We start from the raw sequence: 23,252 nt of genomic DNA on the forward strand, positions 1-23,252 counted from the left end.
AAGGGACGTACGCCGTGCGTGCTCTCCCGCTCCCGGTCACTCTGGCCGCCCGGTTGCTGCCGGTCGCCGTGCTCGCCTGCGCGGGCTGGGCCTGGTCCACGGGACCGATGTCCGACACCGCCGACAAGGACCAGAAGAAGGCCGCGCCGCAGGAGTCGGCGTCGCACGGTCCCAGCGAGAGCGTGGCGGCCAAGACGTACGCGAAGCCGCCCGCGCCCTGCGGCACCGTAGGGAGCAAAACGGTCACTTCGCTCGTACCGGGCGCGAAGGCGGCGGGCAAGGAGCTCTCGGCGACCGACGAATCGGTCCGCCGCGGCTGCTCCTGGAGCGCGCTCAAGGGGTACGACTACCGCTGGCTCGACGTGTCCTTCGAGGTGAAGAACTCCGACGCCCTCGCGAAGCAGGCCTTCGCGTCGGGCGGCGGCAAGGACGGCGCGGCCAAGGACATCGGCGACGAGGCGCGGCTGACCACGGATCTCACCACCAAGGACAAGCAGGACACACGGGAGGCCGTGGTCACGGTCCGCAGCGCCAACGTCCTGGTGACCGTCACGTACAACGGCAGTGACTTCGAGTCCAAGAGCGCCCCGTCCGCGGACACCATCGGCAAGGGCGCGCTGCAGGCGGCGCACGACGCCGTCGCCGCGCTCGACGCCGCGGGCAAGGACTCCGCGAAGGACTCCTGACCCGCGCCGTCCGCTCACCCGCCGCGACCCCCGTCGGCACCGGCCGGCGGAGGCCGCGTCGATCCGGTCAACGGCCGCTCAGCGTCACGGCCTCCCCCGGCTCCAGCTCCACGGTCCTGGCCCGGCCGCCCATCTGGACCACCGTGCGGCGTCCGCCGACACTGCGGATCGTCGCCTGGCGGACGCGGCCCCGCTCCCACGCCAGGTCGACCGTGAACCCGCCGCGGGCGCCCGCCCCGGTGACGGATCCGGCGGCGGCCCAGGCGTCGGGCAGCGCGGGGAGCAGTTCGATGCGGCCGGGGCGGGAGCGGACGAGCATCTCCAGGACCGCCGTCGGGGTGCCGAGGTTGGCGTCGATCTGGAAGATGGCACGGGTGTCCGAGACCCGGTACATGTCGAAGAAGTTCATCGCGGTCCCGGTGTCACCGCCCGACCAGGGCCGCAGGTTCGTCAGCACCAGCCGGTAGGCCTTGTCGGCGTTCCCGAGCCGGGCCCAGCACGCGGCCCGCCAGGCGCAGGCCCAGCCGTAGCTCTCCATGCCCCGGGAGACGAGCAACTCCTCTGCGCCCTTGAGGAGTTCGGGGTCGCCCGCGTCCGGGCGGATGCGGTCGCCGGGGAACAGGTTGATGAGGGGCGAGAGATGGCGGTGGGTGGTCTCGCCGAGGTCGTCCGCGCTCATCCACTCCTCCAGCCGGCCCGATGCGGGGCTGACCCGGGGCAGGTACAGGCGCTCGCGCAACTCCCCGATGATCCGGGCGTGTTCGGCGTCGACCCCGAGGGTGCGGCAGGCGTTCGTGTAGTGGCCGAAGAGGGTCCACAGGAGTTCCTGCGTGTACGTGATGCCGCGGGCGTCCTGCGGGCCGTGCTCGGGTGACCAGTCGTGGTCGTCGATCAGGACCTCGCGGCCGTCGACGGTCGTGGTGATCAGCCGCGCCTGCCAGAACTCGCAGGCACCCTTGAGCAGCGGCATGATCCGGGACAGGTAGGCGCGGTCCTGCGTGTACTCGTAGTGCTCGTGGAGGGAGGCGCACAGCCAGGCGTTGCCCGCCGGGTGCCACCACCAGCCGAGGCCGCCGTAGGGGTTGGTGGAGAAGGCGACCGTCCAGCCCGCGACCTTGCCGGAGGTGTTGCGGTAGCGGTTGCGGGAGTCCTGGAACCGCTTCTGGGTGACGTCGCTCCACGCGGGGAGCTGGGCGAGGCAGTAGTCGGCGAACGCGGGGAAGGTCTCGCCGAGGCCGGCCCGGTCGGCCAGCCAGTAGTTCATCTGGATGTTGATGTCGGTGTGGTAATCGCCCATCCAGTCCGGGGTGTTGCCCTCCAGCCACAGTCCCTGGAGGCCCATCGGCAGTCCGTCGCGCGAGCCGCAGATGGTGAGGTAGCGGCCGAACTGGACGTAGCTCGCCTCCAGTTCGGGGTCGGGCGCCGCCCCGTCGGCCGCGCGGGCCTTCAGCCGTGTCCAGGTGTCGCGCCCACGCTGCCGGCCACTGGAGCGCCCGAGGTCGAGGGTGAACCGGTCGTAGCGCGCCCGGTAGTCGGCGACATGCGTGTCGCGCAGGCGGCTGCCCGGGATCGCGGCCGCGGCCGCGGCTTTGGACCGGGCGAGCGCGAGCGGGTCGGCGTCGGGGGCGCGGTAGCCGGTGGCGTGGTCCGGGGCGTAGTCCGTGCCGCCGCTGATGACGAGGGTGACCTCGGTGCAGTCGGTGAAGGTGACGCGGGTCCCGGTGGCCGCGACCGTGCCGTCCCCGGCGGCGGTGACCGCCGCCGCGTACCGCAGTTCGTTGCCGAGGGTCCCGGAGAAGGAGGCGAGGTCCCGGTCCGCGGCGGTCGTCTCGCCGTGGGTGCCGGAGAGGATGACGGCGCCGGTCAGAAAGCCGCCGCCGCTCTGGGACAGCCGGACGACGATGGTGTCGTCGGGGGCGCTGGCGAACATCTCGCGGACGTACCGGACCCCGCCTTTGGTGTACGTGGTGGTGACGAGGCCGTTGCTGAGGTCGAGGGTGCGGCGGTAGCCGGTGACGGCGGAGCGCTCGTGTCCCGGCAGGTACAGCATGACGCGGGCGAGCAGCGTGAAGCTGCCGAAGTCGTCGCGCCCGTAAGGGAACTGGCCGTCCTGGTCGAGGGTGGTGTTGGCGCCGCCGGTCCACAGGGTGGCGTCGGTGACGTGGAACAGCTCGCGGGCGGGGTCGGCGCCGACGAGGGCGCCGAGCCGGCCGTTGCCGAGCGGCAGGCCCTGCTCGATGAGGAGGTCCTCGTCGGCGGGCTCCGGGTACCACAGGGTCGTCGCCCGGTCGGCGGGGACGAGCGGGGAGGAGGCGGGGCGTCGCGGCGCGGCGTGCGCGGTGAAGGCGGGGAGGGCGTTCAGGGCGAGGGCGGTGCCGAGCCCGAGAACGACGCGTCTGGAGGGTCCGTTGCTCATGTGCGGCTCCTTGGACGGGGAGGGCAGGACCGGTCAGGACAGCTTGATCAGGCGCGAGCCGTGGGCCGGGACGGACGAGGCGGTCCAGGAGCCCCGGGCCGGGGCGAGGTCGGTGCGGGCGGCGACGTCGCGCAGCCGCTGGGTGCCGGACAGGCCGAGGTCCTTGAGGTTCACCGTGATGTCGGTGGCCGAGGAGCCGAGGTTGTAGACGGCGAGGTAGGTGGCGCGGCCCACCTTCTTCGTCCACACCTGCGTGTCGCCGGAGCGGATCTGCCGCGGCAGGACGGCGGCCTGGTCGACGGCGATGACCTCGGGGTTGGTGAGGATCGCCTTGGCCTTGTCGTCGAGGAACCAGATGTCGCCGCCGACGTAGAGCGGGGACGACGCCATCGACCAGAACGTCATGACGGTCTGCCGCTCGGTGTCGTCGATGCCGTCCTGGAGTCCGCTGCCGGTGTTGTTGTTGATCGGCATGGAGTCGAGGTCGGGGAGGTAGCCGGGCGCGGCCAGGTCGGGCAGCCACCGGGGCAGATCGGTGAAGCGGTCGTCGACGGAGCTGGTCCACGTGCTGGTGGTCTCGCAGTAGCACTCGATGTCGGTGTCGACGCGGACCCCGTTCGCGTAGGGCCGCAAGCCCCCGGCGGCCTCCAGGTCGACGGGCCATGCGCTGGCGGAGAGCCACATGCTGCGGCCGCTGTGGTCGATGGCGGTGGACCAGGCCCTGATGTCGGCGACGTTGTCCTTCGTCACGCCGTCGATCTTGATGAAGTCCACGCCCCAGGAGGCGTACCGGGCGACGATGGAGTCGATGTAGTCCTGGGCGCAGGGGTTGCTGTAGTCGATCTTCCAGCTGCCGCCCCACTTGTTGGTCGGGGTCAGCGGCTTCACCGCGATGTCCTGGGCATGACAGCCGGTGCCGAGGATCGGGGCGTTCTTGTCGTAGACCTCCTTCTCCAGTCCGGCGGCGCCGTAGAGGCCGAGCTTGAGGCCCTTGCCGTGGACGTAGTCGGAGAGCGCGGGCATCCCGCTGGGGAAGCGGTCCTTGTCGGCGTCGGGGATGCCGTGGGTGTCGGTGTGGAAGTTCCAGTCGTAGTCGAAGTTCCAGCCGGCGTCGATGTTGAGGTTCTTGTATCCGGACGCGGACAGCTTGCCGCTGAGGGAGTCGGCGGCGTTCTTGATGTTGTCCTCGTTCAGCCAGTGCGTGCCGTAGCCGCTGCGCGAGGACGACTCCACGCTCCAGCTGCTCCAGCCCATGAACGGCTTGACGTACGGGGTCTTCGCCTGGGCGGCGGGCGACGGCAGGGCGAGGGCGAGCGGCAGCGCGCAGGCGGCGGTGAGGGCCGCCCGCCGGATCGTTTCGGTCACTTCACGTACCTCCGGGGGAAGGGGGTTCAGGACTTGAGACCGGACATCGCGATGCCCTGGACGATGTGGCGCTGGGCGACCAGGAACATGACGACGAGCGGGAGGATCGCCACGGCCGTGCCCGCGAACAGCTCGGGCAGGTTCACGGTCTGGGAGGTGAGGAAGCTGGAGAGCGCGATCTGCACGGTCCAGCTCTGCGGGTCCTGGCCGATCATCAGCGGCCACAGGAAGGAGTTCCACGCCTCGATGAAGGACAGCGCGCCGAGCGAGGCGATCATCGTGACGGAGTTGGGGAGGATGATCCGCCCGTAGACGCCGAGGTAGCTGAGGCCGTCGAGGCGGCCCGCCTCCTCTATCTCGGCGGGGAAGGACAGGTAGAAGCTGCGGAACAGGACGACGGCGAACGCGTTGAAGAGGCCGGGCGCGATCAGTCCCCACATCGTGTTGACGCCGCCCATGGAGCCGACGACGACGAACGTGGGCAGGAACGTGACGGCCTGCGGGATCATCAGCGTGCCCACGATGAGCGAGAGCACGACCGCCCGCCCGGGCACATGGATACGGGCGAGGGCGTAGCCGGCCATCGAGGCGAGCAGCGTCGAGACGGGCGCCGAGACCACCGCGATCAGCAGCGAGTTGAGGATCGACCGGCCGAAGGGCCGCTCCGGGTTGTCGAAGAGGGACGTGAAGTTGTCCGGGCTCAGCGAGGACGGCAGCCAGTGCCAGTCGGTGGCGGTGATCTCCGGCGTCGTCATGAAGGCGCCCCGCAGCAGGACGTAGAACGGGATCAGGAAGACCACGGCCAGCAGGCACAGCGCCAGGTACGTGGCGGCGGATCCGAGGACGCTCCCTCGGTAACGGTTCATGGTTCAGTCCTTGTCGCGGGCGAACCCGAGGATCCGGCCCTGGAGGAGCGTGACCAGCACGATCAGGAGCGTGAGCAGGAAGGCGCCGGCGGATCCGACGCCGTAGTCCTGGTCCTGGAGGGCGACGCCGTACAGGTGCATGAGGGGCGTGCGCACGGGTTCGCTGCCGAGCGAGGCGCCGGTGGAGAAGATGGCGTAGAACTCGTCGAAGGCCTGGAGCGCGGCGATGAGCATCAGCAGCAGGATGGCGACCGAGGTGTTGCGCAGCATGGGGAAGGTGATGCTGCGGAAGGTGCGCCAGGCCCCGGCGCCGTCGAGGGCGGCGGCTTCGTAGAGGTGCTGCGGGACGGACTGGAGTCCGGCGATGAACAGGATCATGTAGAGGCCGACCTGGAGCCACAGGCGCAGCGTGACGAGGACGATCCAGTACAGGGGCGGGCTCTGCGTCTGGATCCAGGGGGTGGGATCGGCGCCGAACAGCGCGCCGAGGGTGTTCGCGAGGCCGGAGGGCACGCCGCTGAACAGGGCCATCTTCCAGATCATCGCGGCGGCGACGTAGCTGACGGCGGCGGGCAGCAGGAACGCGGTGCGGAAGAAGGCCCGGCCGCGCCGTACGCGGTTGACGAGGACGGCGAGGCCGAGGGACGCGGCGAAGGTGAGCGGCACGATGAGCGCGGTGAACAGCACGATCATCGTGAGCGAGTCGCGGAACCGCTCGTCGCTCAGCAGTTCCTGGTAGTTGTCGAGGCCGACCCAGTTCCCGAGGGAGATGGTGCGGCGGGCCTCGCTGAAGCTGAGCAGGAAGCTCCAGCCGATGGCCACGTAGCGGAAGACGCCGAGACCGACGAGCATCGGCGCGGTCAGCACGACGAAGGCGAGGGCCTTCGACCGTCGCTCGGTCAGCCGCCGGCGGCGCGGCGCCGGGGCGGGCGCCGGCCGGGCGGCACTCTTGCGCAGGGGCGCGGTGCCGGTGGCGGTCATGGTGTCAGCCCATCTGCTTGTCGAGGGCGGACTGCGCCGTGGACTGGGCTTTCCGGAGGGTCTTCTCGGCGCCCGCGCCCTTCGCGATGTCGGCGGCCGCGGCGATGAATCCGGCCTGCATGGCCTGGGTCCACTCGGCGGGGAAGGAGATGCCGTACGCGGTCGCGATCCTGGCGGCGTCCTTGGCGGCCCCCTTGCTCAACTCGGGGGTTCTGGCAGCGACTTCGGTCTGCGGCGGGACATGGAAGCCGTACTTGACGGCCCAGTCGATCTGGATGTCGGTCTGCTTGATCCACAGCCATGCGAGGTACTTCTTGGCCTCGGCGACGTGCTTGCTCCCGGAGTGGATCGCCTGTGTCCAGCCGCCGAGCCGGGCGACGGCCTTGCCGGAGGAGTCGTACGCGGGCCAGGGCACGACCCCGAAGTCGTCGCCGAGCGCCTTCTCGACGGCGGGCAGCGCCCACAGGCCGCACCATTGCATGGCGGCGGCGCCCTGGTTGAACGCCCCGGGGTCGTACCAGTCGGTGGTGAAGCCGAGCAGCACCGACTTGTCGGAGTGCAGGTCGCGCAGGCCGCCGATGGACCTGGCGGCGTCGGCGTAGACCACCTTCTCGCCGTCGATGAGGCCGACGCCCTGGGACCAGGCGAGCAGGTAGGGGCTGTCGCCGATGCCGTCGTTGCCGATGAACAGGCCCTTGACGTCGCCGTCCGTCAACTTCCGCGCGGCGTCGACGAGTTCGGCGAAGGTGGTGGGCGGGGTGATGCCGGCCTTCTTCAGCATCGACTTGCGGTAGTAGAGCACCATGATGTCGTCGATGGTCTTGATGCCGTAGAGCTTGCCGTCGACGGTGAGGTAGTCGAGGTCCGCCTTGTTGAAGCCGTCCTTGGCGGCGCCGTACACGTCGTCGAGGGGTTCGAGCTGCCCCTTGCGGGCCATCTCGGCACGGAAGTCGCCGAGTTCGAAGAGGTCGGGGGCGTCGGCGCCGAGCAGCGCCGCGTTGAGCTTGGTCTCGTACTGGGAGACGTCCGCACCCCACACCACGTTGACCGCGATGTCCGGGTTGGCCTTTGTGAACTCCTCGGCGTACCGCTTCACCGCGGCCTGGGTGCCCTCCTCCCCGTACTGGTGGTACCACTGCGTGAGCGTGACCTTGGCACCCTTGGCGGAAGCGGTCTCCTGCGGGTTGCTGGAGCACGCCACGGCGGCGCCGGCCACGAACAGCAGGGACGTGCCGAGGAATCCCCGGCGGGACAGGGCGGAACTGGCAGTCATGACAGGGTCCTTCCGGGGAACGGAGACGTGCGGGAAGCGGGCCGTGGCGTGGGGGGTCAGGCGGCGAAGAGGGACTGGATGCTGACGGCGGCGGCGCCGCGCGCCCATTCCTCCCAGGGCAGGGGGCGCACGACGAGCGGGCAGCGGGCGGCGGCCCCGAAGGCCTGGGTGGTGAAGGCGGCGCGGATCTGCTCCTCGAAGAGGTCGTACGCGGCCACGCCCTCGCCGGAGACGACGACCCGCTCGGGTCCGACCAGGTTGACCATGGCGGCGAGGCCGAGCCCGATGGCCTCGCCCGCCTCCTCGAACACGGCCCGTACGGCGGTGTCCCCGCCGTGGGCGCGGTCGATCGCCCCGGCCATGTCGAGGTCCGGGTCGTCGGCCGCCCGGCGGGCCCGGGCGACGATGGCCTCCTCGGAGGCGATCGCCTCGACGCAGCCGCGGGCGCCGCAGTGGCAGGCGGGGCCGTCCCCGGCCGCGACCGGGATGTGGCCGATCTCGCCGGCCACCCCGTAAACCCCGGCCACCAGGCGGCCGTTGACGACGAGCGCACAGCCGATGCCGACGCCGACCGTGGCGAGGGCGAAGGAGTCGGCGCCCACGCCGTCGCCGAACCACTGCTCGGCGACGGTGAGGGCCTTCACGTCGTTCTCGACGGTGACCGCCAACCCCGTCGCGGCGGCGACCAGTTCGGCCAGCGGGACGTCGCGCCAGCCGAGGAACGGCGAGTAGCGCACGACGCCGCCCGGCCGGTCCACGTCACCGGAGACGGACACCCCGATGTGGTGGGTCCGCTCGGCGTGGGCGGGGGTCAGCTCCGCGACGAGCGCGGCGATGTCCCGGACGACCCGCTCGACGGACCGGTCGGTCAGCGGCATCCGGTGGGCGGCGCGCACCTGTGCCCTCAAGTCGGTGACCACGCCGATGAGTTCGTCGGCGGTGACCTTGACGCCGACGAAGAACTCCCGGTCGGCGCGGACGGCGAGGGGGTGTGCGGGACGTCCCGCGCCCTCGACGGTTCGCGGTCCCTGTGGGCGTTCCTCCAGGTATCCGGCCTCGATCATCGGCTTGACCGCCTTGGTGACGGCGGCGGAGGAGAGACCGGTGATCCGGGCGATCTCCGGGCGGACGACCGGGCCACGGGTGAGCACTGTCGTGAACACCGTGTTGGCCGCCGGAGACGCGAGCAGCTTCGCTCGGTTCAGCAACATGGGGGAAACGTAGGGGCAATAATTTCCTTCGTCAATATTTAAATTCAAGGAGTTCGGATCTAGGCTCCGGCTCATGTCTCAGGTGTCCTACGACCAGCCCAGTCGCACGTTCCTGCTCACGACCCCCGCCTCCTCGTACGCGCTGCGCATCGGCGCGGACGACAGTCCACGGCATGTGCACTGGGGCGCCTCTCTGACGCTCGGCCAGGCATCCGCGCTGCCCACGCACTCGGGATTGACCAGCAGCTTCGCGTCAACGAGCGGCGAGGAGCTGGCCGTCGAGGGCGGCGCGCGGTTCGGGGTGCCGTCGCTGCTCGTGCGGTACGCGGACGGGGCGCGTGGCGTCGAGTGGCGGTACGAGGGCCACACCGTCGAGGACGGCCGGCTCGACCTGCACCTGCGCGACCGGCACTATCCGCTCGGCTGCACGCTGCACTACGCGGTCCACCCGGACAGTGACGTCGTCGAACGCTCGCTGACGCTGCGGCACTTGGACGCCGGGGAGGACGCCGAGCCGATCGAGGTCCTGCGCTGCGACGCCGCGAGCTGGTCGGTCCCGGCGGCGTCCGGCGTCCGGCTGAGCCACACGGTCGGCGCGTGGACGGGCGAGACACAGCTGCGGCGCACCGAAGCCCCGTACGCCGAGACGGTGTTCACCAGTCGGCGCGGTGTCTCGGGGCACTTCGCGAACCCCTGGCTGATGGTCGACGCGGGCGACGCCGACGAGGACCACGGCGAGGTGTGGAGCATGGCCCTTGCCTGGTCCGGGAGTTGGCGGATCACCGCGGCCCGCGACCACACCGGCGGGCCCTTCACGGTCACCGGCGGCGCCGGGCACGACGGCCTGACCTGGCGGCTCCGGCCCGGCGAGAGCCACGGGACCCCGGTGTTCGCGGGGCAGTTCAGCCGGGCCGGGTTCGGCGCGGCGAGCCGGGGCTGGCACCGGTACGTCGCCGCTCACGTGCTGCCGCGCCCCGACGAGATCCGCCCCGTGGTCTACAACAGCTGGGAGGCGACCGGCTGGGACGTCACACCGGAGGGCCAGCGGGCCCTGGCCGAGCGCGCCGCCGCGCTGGGCGTCGAGCTGTTCGTGGTGGACGACGGCTGGTTCGGGCGGCGCACCAGTGACCGGGCCGGGCTCGGCGACTGGCACCCGAACCCCGAGCGGTTCCCGCAGGGGCTCGGCCCGCTGGTGACGGAGGTGCGCCGGCTCGGGATGCGCTTCGGCCTGTGGGTGGAGCCGGAGATGACCAACCCGGACAGCGACCTGTACCGGGCGCACCCCGACTGGGTGCTGCACATGCCGCACCGCCGCCGTACCGAGCTGCGCCACCAGCTCGTCCTCAACTTCGCCCGCGCCGAGGTCACCGAGTGGGCGTACAAGTGGCTCGACCGGCTCGTGGCGACGCATGCGATCGACTTCCTGAAGTGGGACATGAACCGGGCGTTCACGGAGGCGGGCTGGCCGGGCCACCCCGACGCGGAGCGGGTGTGGACCGACCACACCCGCGGTGTCCACTCCGTGCTCGACCGGCTGCGCCGCGCCCACCCCGACCTGCGCGTCGAGGGCTGCGCGGGCGGCGGCGGGCGCGCGGACCTCGGCATGCTGGCCCGCACGGACCAGACCTGGATCTCCGACAACACCGACGCCGACGACCGCATCGGCATCCAGCACGGCTACAGCCAGATCTACCCGGCCCGCACCATGTCCGCCTGGGTCACGGACAGCCCCAACCCGCACACCGGACGCAGCGCGCCGCTCCCCTACCGCTTCCATGTCGCGATGGCCGGCGCCCTCGGCATCGGCGGTGACCTCTCCCGCTGGACGGAACCCGAACTGGCCGAGGCCCGCGACCTGGTGGACCTGTACAAGGAGATCCGGCCGGTCGTGCAGTTCGGCGAGCAGTACCGGCTCACGGACGCCGTGCAGTACCGGGCGGGCGACCGGGTCGTGGTCATCGCCTGGGGCCGGGACCGCACCCTGCGCCTGGCCGGCCTCTCCCCCTCCGGGGTCTACGTCGACGACGCGACCGGCACCGAGCACGCCGGGGCGACGCTGCTGACGCACGGTCTTCCGCTGCGGCTGCCCGTGGGAGACCGGCCGAGTGCGGTGGTGCGGCTCACCCGTGGATGACCCGCGACCCGCTCGGCGTCCGGGACGAGCCTCAACTCCCGGTGCGGGGAGGCCAGTTCCGGATCTTCTTGGTCCGCGGCGGAGCGTACGTCCGCACCTTGGACGTCGTGAGCCCGAGCCGGACCAGCGACTCCGCGACGGTGACGGCCGCGGCGACGCCGTCGACGACCGGGACGCCGGTGCGTTCCTCGACCCGCTCGGCGAGTCCGGCCATGCCGCCGCAGCCGAGGCAGATCACCTCGGCCCGGTCGTCCTCGACGGCGCGTGCGGCCTCTTCGACGATGGCCTCGACGGCGGCGTCCGGGTCGCGTTCGAGGTCGAGGACGGCCATGCCGCTGGCGCGCACGGAGGCGCAGCGGTCGGTGAGTCCGGCGAGCTTGAGGCGGTCCTCGATGAGCGGCACGGCCCGGTCGAGGGTGGTGACGACGGAGTAGCGGTGGCCGAGGTACTGGGCGGTGGAGGCGGCGGCCTCGGTGATGTCGACGACCGGTACGTCGAGGATCTCCTGGAGTCCCTCGCGCCCGTGCTCGCCGTATCCGGCCTGGATCACGGCGTCGAACGGCTCCGGGTAGGCGCGCACCGTCTCCATGACGGCGATCGCGGCGAGATAGCTCTCGTAGTTGCCCTCGACGGACTCGGCGCCGAACGCGGGGGTGAGCGCCACGATCTCGGTGCCGGGCGCGGCGACGGCCCGGGCCTGTGCGCCGATGGCGTCGGTCATCGTCCCGGTGGTGTTGACGTTGCAGACGAGTATGCGCATGGCGTGACGGTGCTTTCTGTGCGGAGCCGCGCCCGTCGACTACGGGCGCGGCCAGGGGTGGTGCGGTGTGGCGGTGGTTGGGAGCCGGCCCCTCAGGCGGCGTCGACCGCGATCGCCTCGCCGTCCACGTCGTGGGGCGTCCGGCTGCGGTCGGCGAGGACGGCGTAGAGCACGGCGGCGAGGCCCGCGCCGATGAACCAGGAGAAGCCGGAGATCGACTTGAAGGCGGGCACGAGCGCGACGACGACGGCCACGGCGGCGGCCGGGCCGAAGGCGCCGACGGCCCGCAGGTGGAAGCCGGACCGGTAGTGGTAGTCGGCGTCGGCAGCGTCGGTGTAGAGGGCGGGGACGTTGACGCGGGTCCTGCGCACCAGCCAGTAGTCGGCCATCACGACACCGAAGGCCGGGCCGAGCAGGGCGCCGAGTCCGCCGAGGAAGTAGTTGACGACGGTGGGGCTGTTGTAGAGGTTCCACGGCAGGATGATCAGGCCGATGACGGCGCTGACCAGGCCCGCGCGGCGGAAGTCGAGCTTGCGCGGGAAGAGGTTGACCAGGGCGTAGATGGGGGCGACGAAGTTCGCCAGCAGGTTCACGGCGATGGTCAGGGTGAGGAAGGCGAGCGAGGCGAGCACCATCAGTGGGGTGCTGGGGATGGTGGCCACGATGTCCTCGGGTCCGGCGACGACGTGCCCGTTCAGCTTGAACTGGCCGCCGGACAGCACCACGACGATGCCCGCGAAGAAGAGCATGTTGAGCGGGATGCCCACGAGGTTGCCGACGACGATGGCGCGGCGGCTCTTGGCGGAGCGGGTGAAGTCGCAAAAGTTCAGGACGAACGTGCCGTAGATGACGACCCACAGGGCGGCGCTCTCGAAGATCTGCCGCCAGGCGTCGAGGCCGGTGGGCGCGTTGCCGGTGGAGACGGCGACCGACAGGTCCGTCTTCGTCAGGATCCAGACGGCCAGCGCGCACATCGTGATCAGGATGGCCGGCGCGGCGAACGCCATGTACTTGCGGATCAGTTCCATGCCGTAGCTGACGATGACGACCTGGATCACCCAGAGCGCGAGGAAGGTGATCCAGCCGAGCGTCGACAGACCCAGGATGGAGTTGTGGTCAAGCGAGGCGGCGCCCGGGGCGAGCTTCTTGACGACCGCGCGCAGCACGGACGACGCCAGGTACGTCTGGATGCCGAACCAGGCGATCGCGACCGCTCCGCGCACCGCCGCCGGGATCTGTGCGCCGCGGATACCGAACGCGATCCGGCTCATCACCGGGAACGGGACACCGGTCTTGTGACCCATGTAGCCGGAGAGCGTGAGCAGGCCGAACAGCAGCGCCGAGGCGATGGCGAAGGCGATGAGGATCTGCCAGACGCTCATCCCGAGCGCGAACAGGCCCATGGCGAAGGCGTAGTTGCCCAGGCTGTGCACGTCGTTGCCCCACAGCGTGAACACGTTGTACGCGCCCCAGCGGCGTCCTTCACGGCGGGTCGGGGCGAGGTCCGGACTGTAGAGGCCGGGACTGGTCCCGTCCGGCACCCCGGCCGCGGCTGTGGAGGTCTGTTCGTGCACGGCGACCATGACGCGCTCCTAAGTTTCCACAATGAGGAAGCTTTCTTCCTCTTCGCGGAGTGACGGTACGGACGCACCGAATGGGCGGTCAATAGCCATTCGCGAAGATTGTGGGGACGAAATCTGCGCAACTCGCCCATGGAAACGGGCATTTGGCACACGTCGCCGCGCGGCGGCCCCACACTCCGACACGTTTGGTATACCAATACGGTGTCCGGAGGGCATCCGTCAATGGAACACGTCACTTCAAGGCACTACGCCTGCGCGCCCGGCCTCCACTCCACGGACAGCCAGCCCCGGTGCGGCACGTCCGTCCCGACGGTGAGGGCGCCGCCCTCGGCGACGACCGGTACCCCCAGGGGAGCGGCGAGCGGGGCGAGCAGCGTCGCCGTGGCGTCGGCCGTGCCCGCGGGCAGGGTGATGCGCGGGCGGGCCGGGTCGGCACTGCCGTTGACGAGGTCGAGGCGCGGACCGCGCGCCGTGCGGGCGAGCCGCGGGATCAGATGGGGGCCACCGCTGACCAGCGGGAGCTTCGGCTCCGGGCCCTCCAGGTACCGGACCATGGTGTGCAGCAGGCGCTGCCCCTCGTCGTCGTACGGCAGCAGGTGCGGGGCCGTCGCGGCGAGCACGCCGACGCGTCCGCCCAGCGCGTTGGTGTGGACGCAGCGTCCGGCGCCCCAGTGGAGCCCGTCGGGTGTGTGCACGGTGGTCCACACCTCGGTGTCGGCCCGGGGGCGCAGCCGGGCCAGCGCGGGCTGGACGTTGACACTGAGGACGGTGTCGCCGTCGCGCTCGTACGCGTAGGGGCCGGGGGCGGCGCTCCCTTCCCGGCCGACGATCCAGCTGACGCCGACGCCGGTCAGCGCGGCGAAGCCGCGCTCGCCGAGGATGTGGGCGGCGGTGCCGTCCAGCAGGAGGCCGCCCGCGAGCATGCGGTGCAGTTCGGTGTCGTCCACGGCCCAGGCGCTCTGCCCGAACAGGGCGCGGACCGGGGCGTCCTCGGCGGTGACGGGCACGCCGTAGCGCAGCAGGAAGTCGGCGGCCGGGGCGGTGTCGACCGCCAGGTCCGCCAGGTGTCCGGTGCGCCGCGTACGGACATGGGCCGCCGCCTGCGGGAGGACGGGCAGGCCCACGCCGGCGGTGCCGAGTTCCCCGGCGGCGCGGTCGGCCACCAGGTCGAGCGCCGGACGGGAGCGGCGCAGCAGACCGGCGATGCGCGGGTGCCGTCCGGCGTGGCCGGAGTACGTGGGGTGCAGGTTGAGCAACAGCGCTTCGGCGCCGGAGAGTTGGGCCGTGACGAGCTCGGACCAGGTCTGCGTGTCGGACTTGGACCAGGCGGTGTGCGGCCAGTTCTCGATCTCGGGCTCACTGCGCACGTGCGGCGGGCGCAGGACGCGCTGCTGCTCCAACAGCCAGAAGGAGCGGCTCAGTTGGCGTCCCGGCCCGTCCTCGTACCCGGCGAAGTGCGGGCGCTGCACGGCCTCGCCGGCCACGGCGAGCGCGTCGAACAGCTCCGTCCAGTCCCGGCCCTCCACGCTGTGGGCACCGGGCACCGAGCTCATCAGGCCCAGCCGGGAGCGGCCGCCGGAGTGCTTGTCGACGGCCTCGGCGACGAGGGCCGCGACCTCGGACTGCGCGGTGTGCCAGACCTGTTGAAGGTGCCGGCGCCAGGGATGCGGGGGTCCCGGTGCGGTGACGGCGGCCACGGCCTCGTCGCGGGTGACGGGGGCGCCGACCAGACGGGAGAGGCGCTCCAGCATCAGCGGTTCGAAACCGCCGCCCCAGGTGAGCGGCGCGTGGTTGTGGTAGCGGAAGTCGTCCTCGAGCCACAGCACACGGAAGCCGAGTCCCGCGAACCGCGCGTAGTGGGCGGTGATCCAGGACCGCCAGAGCGGGCAGGCGAAGGAGGCCTGTCCGGCGGCGATGGTGCCGTCGGGGCCGACCATCGGCGCGAAGCCGTGCCGGTCGCGCCGCCCGCGGTCGGCGTGCCCGGTGGTCACCCACGGGTTGAGGCTGACGTCGAGGCCCGCGCCCTTCAGGACGGCGGTGGTCTCGGCCGCGGTGTCGTAGAGCAGGTCCTCGACGACGCCTGCCGGATGTCCGTCGTGGAACTCCTCGGCGGCGAGCAGCAGGACGACCTCGTCGACGCCGGTCTCCCGGCAGAACTCGGCTAGCTCCAGGGCCTGTTGACGGGCGGCGAAACCGGGGCGGATCTGGAACCGCAGGTGGTACCGGGCGGGCACGCGGGATCTCCTTGGGGGGGATGGCAGGCGGGGCGCCGTCCACGGACGACGCCCCGCCGCGGTGGGTGTCTCTATCGCCCGGCGGGCGTGAGGGTCAGCGTCTGCTGGGCGGCGGTGCGCGCTCCGCCGACCCGGCTGCCGGTGGTGTCGGTCCAGGCGCGGGTGGGCGTGGTCTCGGCGAGCCGTCCCTTCGTGCCCGACATCCCGAGGACCAGGCCGCTGTACCGGTTGACGAGGCGGAACGTGCCGGTGGCGTGGCCGTCGGTGTCACGGTTCGGGACGACGAACCACTGCCGGCCGACCGCGGGTCCGCCGCCCGACGCCGCGGCGACGGTCAGTCCGGCGCCCCAGGCGCGGCCCGCGTTCCGGGTCGAGTCGACACCGAGCAGCTTTCCGGTCGAGGTGTCGGCGATGCGGTACGAGCCGTCGCCGTTCGCGGTGAAGACCCAGCGGCCGCGGCCGGAACCACCGGCAGAGGCAACCGATGTGACGGTGCGTCCGTTCAGCGCGAGAACCCGGCCGTCACCGTTGCCGATCGTGTACCGGGTGCCGGTCGCGACCGGAGCGGCGGGGGCATCGGTGTCGATGGTGGTGCCGTAGTACTCGCCGTCGGCGCCGCCCGAGCACTGGAAGGAGCAGTAGCTGCGGAACGTCTTGCCGACGATGGTCGATCCGGTCCGGTTCACCGGGTCGAGGAACCAGCGGTACCAGGAGCCGGTCTTGTAGGCGCCGGTGTCGCCGAGCAGCCGCCACTTCTGGGTGGCGAGGTCGTCGGTGGCGTAGATCCGCTGGGGCTCGTTGCTGTCCTGGGTGATGGCCTCGGGCTGCCCGATGTACAGGCCCAGGTGGGCGTCGTAGGCGACGTTCATGGTCAGCAGGTCCGACTTCGCGGGCAGTTCACCGGCGTCCTGCTGTTCCTTGACGGACCCCTCGTTGGCCGGGTCGTAGTCGTGCGCGACGGCCGTGTACCCGGTGGGGTGGGAGGCGTCGACGGGCTCCATGTTGCTCTCCAGGCCGCCACGTCCGGGCTGCGACCAGGCCCCGTCGTACCACTTCCTCCACGAACCCGGCGCCATCTTCCCGGACATCGGCGCGCGGGCGACATGCGCCCGGCTGCCGTCGGTCCAGCCGCCGGGCACACCGCCCTTCGGGATCACCCGCGAGTTGTAGAAGACGTAGAAGTAGCCGGAGGCCGTGTCCACGAACAGACGCGGATCACCGTCGCCGTAGTAGTACGTCTCGTGCGGGAACGCCGCACTGTCACCCCTCTTCGTGCTGTAGGGCGAGGTGAGCACGTGGTCCTTGATGTCCCACGTCCTGCCCCGGTCCTTCGAGACGGCGTAGTCGATCGCGTCGTAATGCAGGCCGTCGCCGTACGGGCTCGGGGTGAACTCGTTGTGCACGAGCCCGTACCAGTCACCACTGTCCGGGTCGACCCACACACCCATCAGGTCGCAGTAGTTCTTCTGCGCATAGTGCGACGTGTCCGGGGCGTACGTGGACTCCCGGCCCGTGGGACTGTTGTTGCAGCGCCACGTGGTGTCGTCGTTACGGTCGTCCGCATTCGCCGGATTCACAGCATCGCTCAACTCGCCGTCACGAGCAGCCGCATCAAAATCCTTGCCGCTGTAGAACGTCCACTCCCGCGGGTCGTCCGCCCCGTACAGGGCATGGGCCGACTGATAGTGGAACGAGCCGTCCTTGTCGATGAACGTCGCCGCGGGACTGTCGTCGGGGTGGGTCCACGGGCCCTTCTGCCCGATGGTCACCGTGTAGGTGGGGGTGTCCGCGGTGGCCGGACCGGACGCCGCCGCGCCGGCCAGCACGACGGCCACCGCCGCGAGGGCGGTGACGGTCCTTGCTCTGGAACGGGCTGACACAAGTGCTCCTCTCCCGCATGAATTAGTTCGACTACAATCCGAACTAATACGGGGAGCTGTCAAGGTACCCGTCCCACTCACCTCTGAGCCGCCTCACATCCCTTCGCTCGAACCAGGGGCCGGCGTAGGCCACTTCAGCGCACGACGTCGAACACGTTCTTCTGCAGACCGTTGGCGTACGCCTCGTGCTCGACGAGCTTCAGCTGCTGCGTGTCCTTGTCGGCGTCGCTGAACAGCCGCTTGCCCGCACCGAGCAGCAGCGGGAACACCAGCAGGTGGTAGCGGTCGATGAGGCCCGCCTCCGAAAGGTTCCGGTTGAGGGTGGCGCTGCCGTGGACGATGATCGGGCCGCCCTCGGTCTCCTTGAGCGCGGCGACCTCGTCGAGCGAGCGCAGGACGGTGGTGGGGCCCCAGCCGTCCACCAGCGCGTCCTCGGTGAGCGTGCTCGACACGACGTACTTCGGCATCGCCTTGTAGTCGGCGAACTCCTCCATCGCGGGCCAGACCGGGCTGAAGGCCTCGTAACTGACGCGGCCCAGCAGCATGGCCGCGGCTTCCTTCTGCTCCCGGCCCTTGATCTCGAAGGCCTCGGGGACGAACTCGATGTCCTTGAACGTCCACCCCGCGTTGCGGTAACCCGGCTCGCCGCCCGGGGCCTCGACGACGCCGTCGAGCGAGACGAAGGCAGTGCTGATCAACGTACGCATGTCGGATTTCCTCCTGGCAACGAGTGACAACCGCGCGTCGGCGACGGTCACCGACCGGCCCGCCGAACCTACTGAACCGACAGAAGAGACCCGGCGGAACGCGGAAACTCATCGGCGCGCGGCGCGGCCACTCGAACAGGTGGCGTTCAGACTCCTCGGGCGTCGCGGGGACGTGTGCCCATCAGGAGGACGTACACCAGGAGCGAGGTACCGAGCCCGACGGCCCACCCGTAGTCGGCCAGCGGTTTGAGGAAGGGGATGATCCCGTCGAGCGGGAACGGCCCTGCCTTGTTCCCCTCCGCGTCCAGCGTCGAGTACGAACCGCCCACCGCCAGCACGCCGCCGACCGCGAAGGCGACGACGGCCCGCCAGTTCCAGCCGCCCGCGTACCAGTACCGGCCCTCGGCCACGTAGAGATCCGCCAGGTGCAGCACGGTCCGCCGGATGATCCAGTAGTCGGCGATGAGGATGCCCGCCACCGTGCCGAGCAGTCCCCCGACGACGCCCAGCCACGTGAAGATGTACAGCTCCGGCGTGGACGTCAGCTTCCACGGCATCACCAGGACACCCACGATGCCCGTGATGATCGCGCCCGTGCGGAACGTGATGACCTTCGGCGCGAGATTGGCCAGGTCGTAGGCCGGGGACACGACGTTCGCCGCGATGTTCACCGAGATCGTCGCCACGAAGACGGTGAGGAGCGCGAAGAGCAGGCCGAAGACGTTGTCCGTCTTGCTCGCGAGCTCCACCGGGTCCCAGATCGCCGCCCCGTACACCTTCTCCGAACCGGCCGTCACCAGCACCGACATGAGGGCGAAGAGCGTCATGGTGGTCGGCAGGCCGAGCGTCTGGCCCCAGACCTGCGCCCGCTGGCCCTTGCCGAAGCGGGTGAAGTCCGGGATGTTCAGCGACAGGGTGGACCAGAAGCCGATCATGCCCATCAGGCCCGGGAAGAAGACCTTCCAGAAGTCCGGACCCCACCCGACCTTCGACGGCTCGTGCAGCAGCGGTCCGAAGCCGCCCGCCTTGTTCGCGATCCAGACCAGCAGCACCACCGCGCCGACGAGCACGAACGGCGCCGCCCAGTTCTCGAAGCGGCGCAGGGTGTCCATCCCCCGGTAGATGATGGCCAGTTCGAGCACCCAGAAGACGACGAAGCACAGCCACAGCGTCCACGGGTAGCCGCCGACCTTCCCGGCGTCGGCCCAGCCGCCGAAGATCTTGCCCAGGAGCACGAAGATGCCCTGGCCGCCGATCCAGGTCTGGATGCCGAACCAGCAGCAGGCCACGGCCGCGCGCACCATCGCGGGCAGGTTCGCCCCGCGTATCCCGAACGAGGCCCGGGCCAGGACCGGGAAGGGTATGCCGTACTTGGGTCCGGCGTGGCCGGTGAGCAGCATCGGCAGCAGCACGATCACATTGGCCAGGGCGATGGTGAGCACCGCCTGCTTCCAGTCCATGCCGAGCGCGACCAGGCCCGAGGCCAGCGTCCAGGACGGGATGCAGTGGGCCATCCCGATCCACAGCGCCACGAAGTTGTAGGTGGTCCAGCGGCGTTCGGCGAGCGGGACGGGCCGCAGGTCGTCGTTCGCGTAGCGGCTGCCGGCCGGGTAGGCGTCGGCGCCGAGGTCGAGGGCGGGGGCCGGTGGTGGTGCGGTGTCGGTCATGGGCAGTCCGTTCGTGAGAGACCGGCCGGGCCGGCCTACGGGGGACGGGGGAACTGGGCGACCGTGCGGGTGCCGTGAACTGCCGTGCCTGGTACGTGTGTTGCTAAGTCACCGGTCATGCGTTCAGGGCGGGCATGACGTCGCGGCCGTACGCGTCGATGACCTCCTCCTTCGCGTCGTGCATCGCGTACACCGCGAACTGGTCCACGCCGAGCGCCCGCAGCCTGCGCAGCTTTTCGACGTGGGCGGCGGCCGGGCCGATCAGACAGAACCGGTCGACGATCTCGTCCGGGACGAAGGCCGTGTCGGGGTTCCCGGAGCGGCCGTGGTGCGCGTAGTCGTAGCCCTCGCGGGCCTTGATGTACTCCGTCAGCTCGTCGGGGACCATGCCGGAGTGCGCGCCGTACTTGGCCACCAGGTCGGCGACGTGGTTGCCGACCATGCCGCCGAACCAGCGGCACTGCTCGCGCGCGTGGGCGAGCGCCTCGGGCGAGTCGTCCTCGGTGACGTACGCGGGCGCGGCCACGCAGATCCTGACGTCCGACGGGTCACGGCCCGCGGCGACGGCGGCGTCCCGTACCGCCTTCACCATCCATTCGGTGAGGAACGGATCCGCCAGCTGGAGGATGAACCCGTCGGCCTCCTCGCCGGTCATCTTCAGCGCCTTGGGCCCGTACGCGGCCATCCAGACGGGGAGTTCGGCCCCGTCGCGCACCCAGGGGAACCTGATGACGGTTCCGCCGAGGTCGGCCTCGTCGCCGCGGCCCAGCGCCCGGATGACCTTCATGGCCTCGCTGATCCGGGCCAGCGTGTTGGGCTTGCGGCCCGCCACACGCATGGCGGAGTCGCCGCGGCCGATCCCGCACACGGTGCGGTTGCCGTACATGTCGTTCAGCGTCGCGAAGGTGGAGGCCGTGACCTCCCAGGTCCGTGTCCCGGGGTTGGTCACCATCGGGCCGACCGTCAGGGTGTCCGTCTCCGCGAGGATGCGGCTGTAGATGACGAACGGCTCCTGCCACAGCACGCACGAGTCGAACGTCCACCCGTACGTGAAACCGCTGCCCTCCGCGCGCTTCATCAGCTCCACGACCCGTGACGCCGGCGGGTCGGTCTGCAGGACGAGTCCGAAATCCATGGTGTGGCCCCTCAGTTCTGTACGTCGCTCAGTTCAGGTACTGACACGTGCCGCGCGGGGTGTACGCGCCGTGCCCGGCGCGTCCGGTGAACTCCCGCTCGGCGATGACGAGTTCGCCGCGCGACAGGACCGTCTCCACGCGGCCGGTCAGCCGCTTGCCCTCGTACGCCGAGTAGTCGACGTTCATGTGGTGGGTCTCAGCGCTGATGGTCTGCTCGGCCTGCGGGTCGTAGATGACGATGTCGGCGTCCGCGCCGGGCGCGATGGTGCCCTTCTTCGGGTAGAGGCCGAACATCCGGGCCGGCGTGGCGCAGGCGATCTCGATCCAGCGGCGCCGGGTGATGTGCCCGTCGACGACGGCCTGGTGCAGGAGGTCCATCCGGTTCTCCACGCCCGGCATGCCGTTCGGGATCTTCGAGAAGTCGCCGCGGCCCAGCTCCTTCTGGCCGGTGAAGCAGAACGGGCAGTGGTCCGTGGAGACCACCTGCAGGTCGTTGGTGCGCAGCCCGCGCCAGAGCGCCGCCTGGTGGTCCTTCGGCCGCAGGGGCGTCGAGCACACGTACTTGGCGCCCTCGAAGTCGGGCTCGGCGAGGTTGTCCGTCGACAGGAACAGGTACTGCGGGCAGGTCTCACCGAACACCGGCAGGCCCTCGTCGCGGGCCCGCGCCAGCTCGGCGACCGCCTCCTGCGCGGAGACGTGCACGACGTACAGCGGCGCCCCGGCGACCTGCGCCAGCTTGATCGCGCGGTGCGTCGCCTCCGATTCGAGCAGCGCCTTCCTGACCTCGCCGTGGTAACGCGGGTCGGTCTCGCCCCGGGCCAGCGCCTGCTCGACCAGGACGTCGATCGCGATGCCGTTCTCGGCGTGCATCATGATCAGGCCGCCGTTCTCGCCGGCCCGCTGCATGGCGCGCAGGATCTGCCCGTCGTCGGAGTAGAAGACGCCCGGGTAGGCCATGAACTGCTTGAAGGAGGTCACGCCCTCCCCCACCAGCAGGTCCATCTCCTTGAGCGTCTCGTCGTGCACGTCGGAGACGATCATGTGGAAGCCGTAGTCGATCGCGCACTGCCCGTCGGCCTTGGCGTGCCAGGCGTCGAGGCCCTCGCGCAGGGAGCGGCCGACGGTCTGGATGGCGAAGTCGACGATCGTCGTGGTGCCGCCCCAGGCCGCGGCGCGGGTCCCGGTCTCGAAGGTGTCGGCGGCGAACGTGCCGCCGAACGGCATCTCCATGTGGGTGTGCGCGTCGACGCCGCCCGGGATGACGTACTTCTGGCTCGCGTCGATGGTGCGCGCGTCCGTCCAGGACGCGGCGGTGTCGCTGCCGCTGGCCGCGAGGGCCACGACGCGGCCGTCCTCGACGAGGACGTCGGCGTGCATCTCGTCGGCGGCGGTGACGACGAGACCGCCGCGGATGACGGTACGGACGGCGCTCATGCTCTCCTCCAGGTACGTACGGGTGCTTCCGGTCTTACGGGCGGGTCAGCGGCTCGTACGCCTGCGGGGCGCGGTCGCGGTAGAACTGCCAGCGGTCGCGGACCTCGCGCAGCTTGGCGAGGTCGAGGTCGCGCACGACGAGTTCGGGGGCCTTGTCGTCGGCGACCTCGCCCACGAACTGCCCCTCGGGGTCGACGAAGTAGGACGTGCCGTAGAAGTCGTTGTCGCCGTAGCTCTCGACGCCGACGCGGTTGATGGCGCCGACGAAGTACTCGTTGGCGACGGCGGCGGCCGGCTGCTCCAGCTGCCACAGGTAGCGGGACAGGCCGCGGCTGGTCGCGGACGGGTTGAAGACGATCTGCGCGCCTTCGAGACCGAGCGCCCGCCAGCCCTCGGGGAAGTGCCGGTCGTAGCAGATGTACACGCCGATCTTCCCGACGGCCGTGTCGAAGACGGGCCAGCCCGAGTTGCCGGGACGGAAGTAGAACTTCTCCCAGAATCCCTGGACCTGGGGGATGTGCGTCTTGCGGTACTTGCCGAGGTAGCTGCCGTCGGCGTCGATCACGGCGGCCGTGTTGTAGAGGACGCCGGGCTGCTCCTCCTCGTACATGGGAAGCACGAGGACGATGCCGTGCTCGCGGGCGAGGTCCTGGAAGCGGCGCACGATCGGGCCGTCGGGGATCGCCTCGGCGTACTCGTAGAACGCGGGGTCCTGGACCTGGCAGAAGTATGGGCCGTAGAACAGCTCCTGGAAGCAGAGGACTTGGGCGCCCTGCGCGGCGGCGTCACGAACGGCCTGTTCGTGCACCTTGATCATGGATTCCTTGTCGCCGGTCCATGCGGTCTGGAAGATCGCGGCGCGGATCACGGGGCTCATCGGGACCTCCGGCTGAGGGGGGTGCGCGGTGTGCCCACGACG

17 protein-coding genes are annotated in these 23,252 nt (G+C 70.7%); 2 read left to right on the plus strand and 15 right to left on the minus strand.

From position 1 onward, the window contains the following. Positions 1-14: 14 nt before the first annotated feature. Positions 15-686, plus strand: coding sequence for a hypothetical protein (locus ACQUQD_RS08425; RefSeq protein WP_428951397.1), 672 nt, complete (start codon positions 15-17; stop codon positions 684-686). 67 nt (positions 687-753) lie between these two features. On the opposite strand, the gene ACQUQD_RS08430 is transcribed toward ACQUQD_RS08425, so the two are convergent. From ACQUQD_RS08430 to ACQUQD_RS08455, 6 genes are read right to left on the minus strand one after another with little or no spacing between them, the layout of a single operon-like run. Continuing rightward, positions 754-3,102 (minus strand): glycoside hydrolase family 95 protein, encoded by a 2,349-nt coding sequence (locus ACQUQD_RS08430; RefSeq protein ID WP_428951398.1) that lies wholly within the window; start codon positions 3,100-3,102, stop codon positions 754-756. Positions 3,103-3,135: 33 nt separating this feature from the next. Then, positions 3,136-4,467, minus strand: a complete 1,332-nt coding sequence (locus ACQUQD_RS08435; RefSeq protein WP_428951399.1) for a glycoside hydrolase family 27 protein — start codon at positions 4,465-4,467, stop codon at positions 3,136-3,138. Positions 4,468-4,493: 26 nt separating this feature from the next. Then, on the minus strand, positions 4,494-5,333 hold the full coding sequence (locus tag ACQUQD_RS08440; protein ID WP_428951400.1) for a carbohydrate ABC transporter permease: 840 nt from the start codon (positions 5,331-5,333) through the stop codon (positions 4,494-4,496). A gap of 3 nt (positions 5,334-5,336) precedes the next feature. After that, positions 5,337-6,314, minus strand: a complete 978-nt coding sequence (locus ACQUQD_RS08445; RefSeq protein ID WP_428951401.1) for a carbohydrate ABC transporter permease — start codon at positions 6,312-6,314, stop codon at positions 5,337-5,339. Between the two features lie 4 nt (positions 6,315-6,318). After that, complete coding sequence (locus ACQUQD_RS08450) at positions 6,319-7,587, minus strand: ABC transporter substrate-binding protein (protein WP_428951402.1); 1,269 nt, start codon at positions 7,585-7,587, stop codon at positions 6,319-6,321. 56 nt (positions 7,588-7,643) lie between these two features. After that, on the minus strand, positions 7,644-8,798 hold the full coding sequence (locus ACQUQD_RS08455; protein ID WP_428951403.1) for an ROK family transcriptional regulator: 1,155 nt from the start codon (positions 8,796-8,798) through the stop codon (positions 7,644-7,646). Between the two features lie 73 nt (positions 8,799-8,871). Here ACQUQD_RS08455 and ACQUQD_RS08460 point away from each other — a divergent pair, with 73 nt between their 5' ends. After that, complete coding sequence (locus ACQUQD_RS08460; protein WP_428951404.1) at positions 8,872-10,932, plus strand: alpha-galactosidase; 2,061 nt, start codon at positions 8,872-8,874, stop codon at positions 10,930-10,932. A gap of 31 nt (positions 10,933-10,963) precedes the next feature. Here the strand turns inward: ACQUQD_RS08460 and ACQUQD_RS08465 are convergent, their stop codons facing one another. From ACQUQD_RS08465 to ACQUQD_RS08505, 9 genes are all read right to left on the minus strand, one after another. Continuing rightward, entirely contained in the window at positions 10,964-11,692 is a 729-nt protein-coding gene (locus tag ACQUQD_RS08465; RefSeq protein ID WP_428951405.1) for an aspartate/glutamate racemase family protein, read from the minus strand. Positions 11,693-11,784: 92 nt separating this feature from the next. Next, the gene (locus tag ACQUQD_RS08470; RefSeq protein ID WP_428951406.1) at positions 11,785-13,275 is read right to left on the minus strand and encodes an NCS1 family nucleobase:cation symporter-1; all 1,491 of its coding nucleotides are present in this window, start codon (positions 13,273-13,275) and stop codon (positions 11,785-11,787) included. 245 nt (positions 13,276-13,520) lie between these two features. Then, positions 13,521-15,509 (minus strand): hypothetical protein, encoded by a 1,989-nt coding sequence (locus ACQUQD_RS08475; RefSeq protein WP_428951407.1) that lies wholly within the window; start codon positions 15,507-15,509, stop codon positions 13,521-13,523. Between the two features lie 71 nt (positions 15,510-15,580). After that, positions 15,581-17,389, minus strand: coding sequence for an RICIN domain-containing protein (locus tag ACQUQD_RS08480; RefSeq protein ID WP_428951408.1), 1,809 nt, complete (start codon positions 17,387-17,389; stop codon positions 15,581-15,583). 134 nt (positions 17,390-17,523) lie between these two features. Beyond that, positions 17,524-18,096 carry a dihydrofolate reductase family protein gene (locus tag ACQUQD_RS08485; RefSeq protein WP_428951409.1) on the minus strand — a complete coding sequence of 191 codons (573 nt, stop codon included), beginning with the start codon at positions 18,094-18,096 and terminating at the stop codon, positions 17,524-17,526. Positions 18,097-18,242: 146 nt separating this feature from the next. Then, positions 18,243-19,763, minus strand: coding sequence for an NCS1 family nucleobase:cation symporter-1 (locus ACQUQD_RS08490; RefSeq protein WP_428951410.1), 1,521 nt, complete (start codon positions 19,761-19,763; stop codon positions 18,243-18,245). A 115-nt stretch (positions 19,764-19,878) separates the two neighbouring features. Next, on the minus strand, positions 19,879-20,898 hold the full coding sequence (locus tag ACQUQD_RS08495; RefSeq protein WP_428951411.1) for a TIGR03842 family LLM class F420-dependent oxidoreductase: 1,020 nt from the start codon (positions 20,896-20,898) through the stop codon (positions 19,879-19,881). 28 nt (positions 20,899-20,926) lie between these two features. Beyond that, a complete protein-coding gene (hydA, locus tag ACQUQD_RS08500; RefSeq protein ID WP_428951412.1) occupies positions 20,927-22,333 on the minus strand; it encodes a dihydropyrimidinase in 1,407 nt (468 codons plus the stop codon). A gap of 34 nt (positions 22,334-22,367) precedes the next feature. Next, a complete protein-coding gene (locus ACQUQD_RS08505) occupies positions 22,368-23,210 on the minus strand; it encodes a nitrilase-related carbon-nitrogen hydrolase (protein ID WP_428951413.1) in 843 nt (280 codons plus the stop codon). Positions 23,211-23,252 lie beyond the last annotated feature (42 nt).

The organism is Streptomyces sp. cg35, from assembly GCF_050410835.1.
Taxonomy (GTDB): Bacteria; Actinomycetota; Actinomycetes; order Streptomycetales; family Streptomycetaceae; genus Streptomyces.

Excerpts from the sequence above, each read along its gene's own strand:
- ACQUQD_RS08430 (WP_428951398.1), bottom strand. The coding sequence starts at position 3,102 with ATGAGCAACGGACCCTCCAGACGCGTCGTTCTCGGGCTCGGCACCGCC.
- ACQUQD_RS08440 (WP_428951400.1), bottom strand. The coding sequence starts at position 5,333 with ATGAACCGTTACCGAGGGAGCGTCCTCGGATCCGCCGCCACGTACCTG.
- ACQUQD_RS08445 (WP_428951401.1), bottom strand. The coding sequence starts at position 6,314 with ATGACCGCCACCGGCACCGCGCCCCTGCGCAAGAGTGCCGCCCGGCCG.
- ACQUQD_RS08450 (WP_428951402.1), bottom strand. The coding sequence starts at position 7,587 with ATGACTGCCAGTTCCGCCCTGTCCCGCCGGGGATTCCTCGGCACGTCC.
- ACQUQD_RS08455 (WP_428951403.1), bottom strand. The coding sequence starts at position 8,798 with ATGTTGCTGAACCGAGCGAAGCTGCTCGCGTCTCCGGCGGCCAACACG.
- ACQUQD_RS08460 (WP_428951404.1), top strand. The coding sequence starts at position 8,872 with ATGTCTCAGGTGTCCTACGACCAGCCCAGTCGCACGTTCCTGCTCACG.
- ACQUQD_RS08465 (WP_428951405.1), bottom strand. The coding sequence starts at position 11,692 with ATGCGCATACTCGTCTGCAACGTCAACACCACCGGGACGATGACCGAC.
- ACQUQD_RS08470 (WP_428951406.1), bottom strand. The coding sequence starts at position 13,275 with ATGGTCGCCGTGCACGAACAGACCTCCACAGCCGCGGCCGGGGTGCCG.
- ACQUQD_RS08485 (WP_428951409.1), bottom strand. The coding sequence starts at position 18,096 with ATGCGTACGTTGATCAGCACTGCCTTCGTCTCGCTCGACGGCGTCGTC.
- ACQUQD_RS08490 (WP_428951410.1), bottom strand. The coding sequence starts at position 19,763 with ATGACCGACACCGCACCACCACCGGCCCCCGCCCTCGACCTCGGCGCC.
- ACQUQD_RS08495 (WP_428951411.1), bottom strand. The coding sequence starts at position 20,898 with ATGGATTTCGGACTCGTCCTGCAGACCGACCCGCCGGCGTCACGGGTC.
- hydA (WP_428951412.1), bottom strand. The coding sequence starts at position 22,333 with ATGAGCGCCGTCCGTACCGTCATCCGCGGCGGTCTCGTCGTCACCGCC.
- ACQUQD_RS08505 (WP_428951413.1), bottom strand. The coding sequence starts at position 23,210 with ATGAGCCCCGTGATCCGCGCCGCGATCTTCCAGACCGCATGGACCGGC.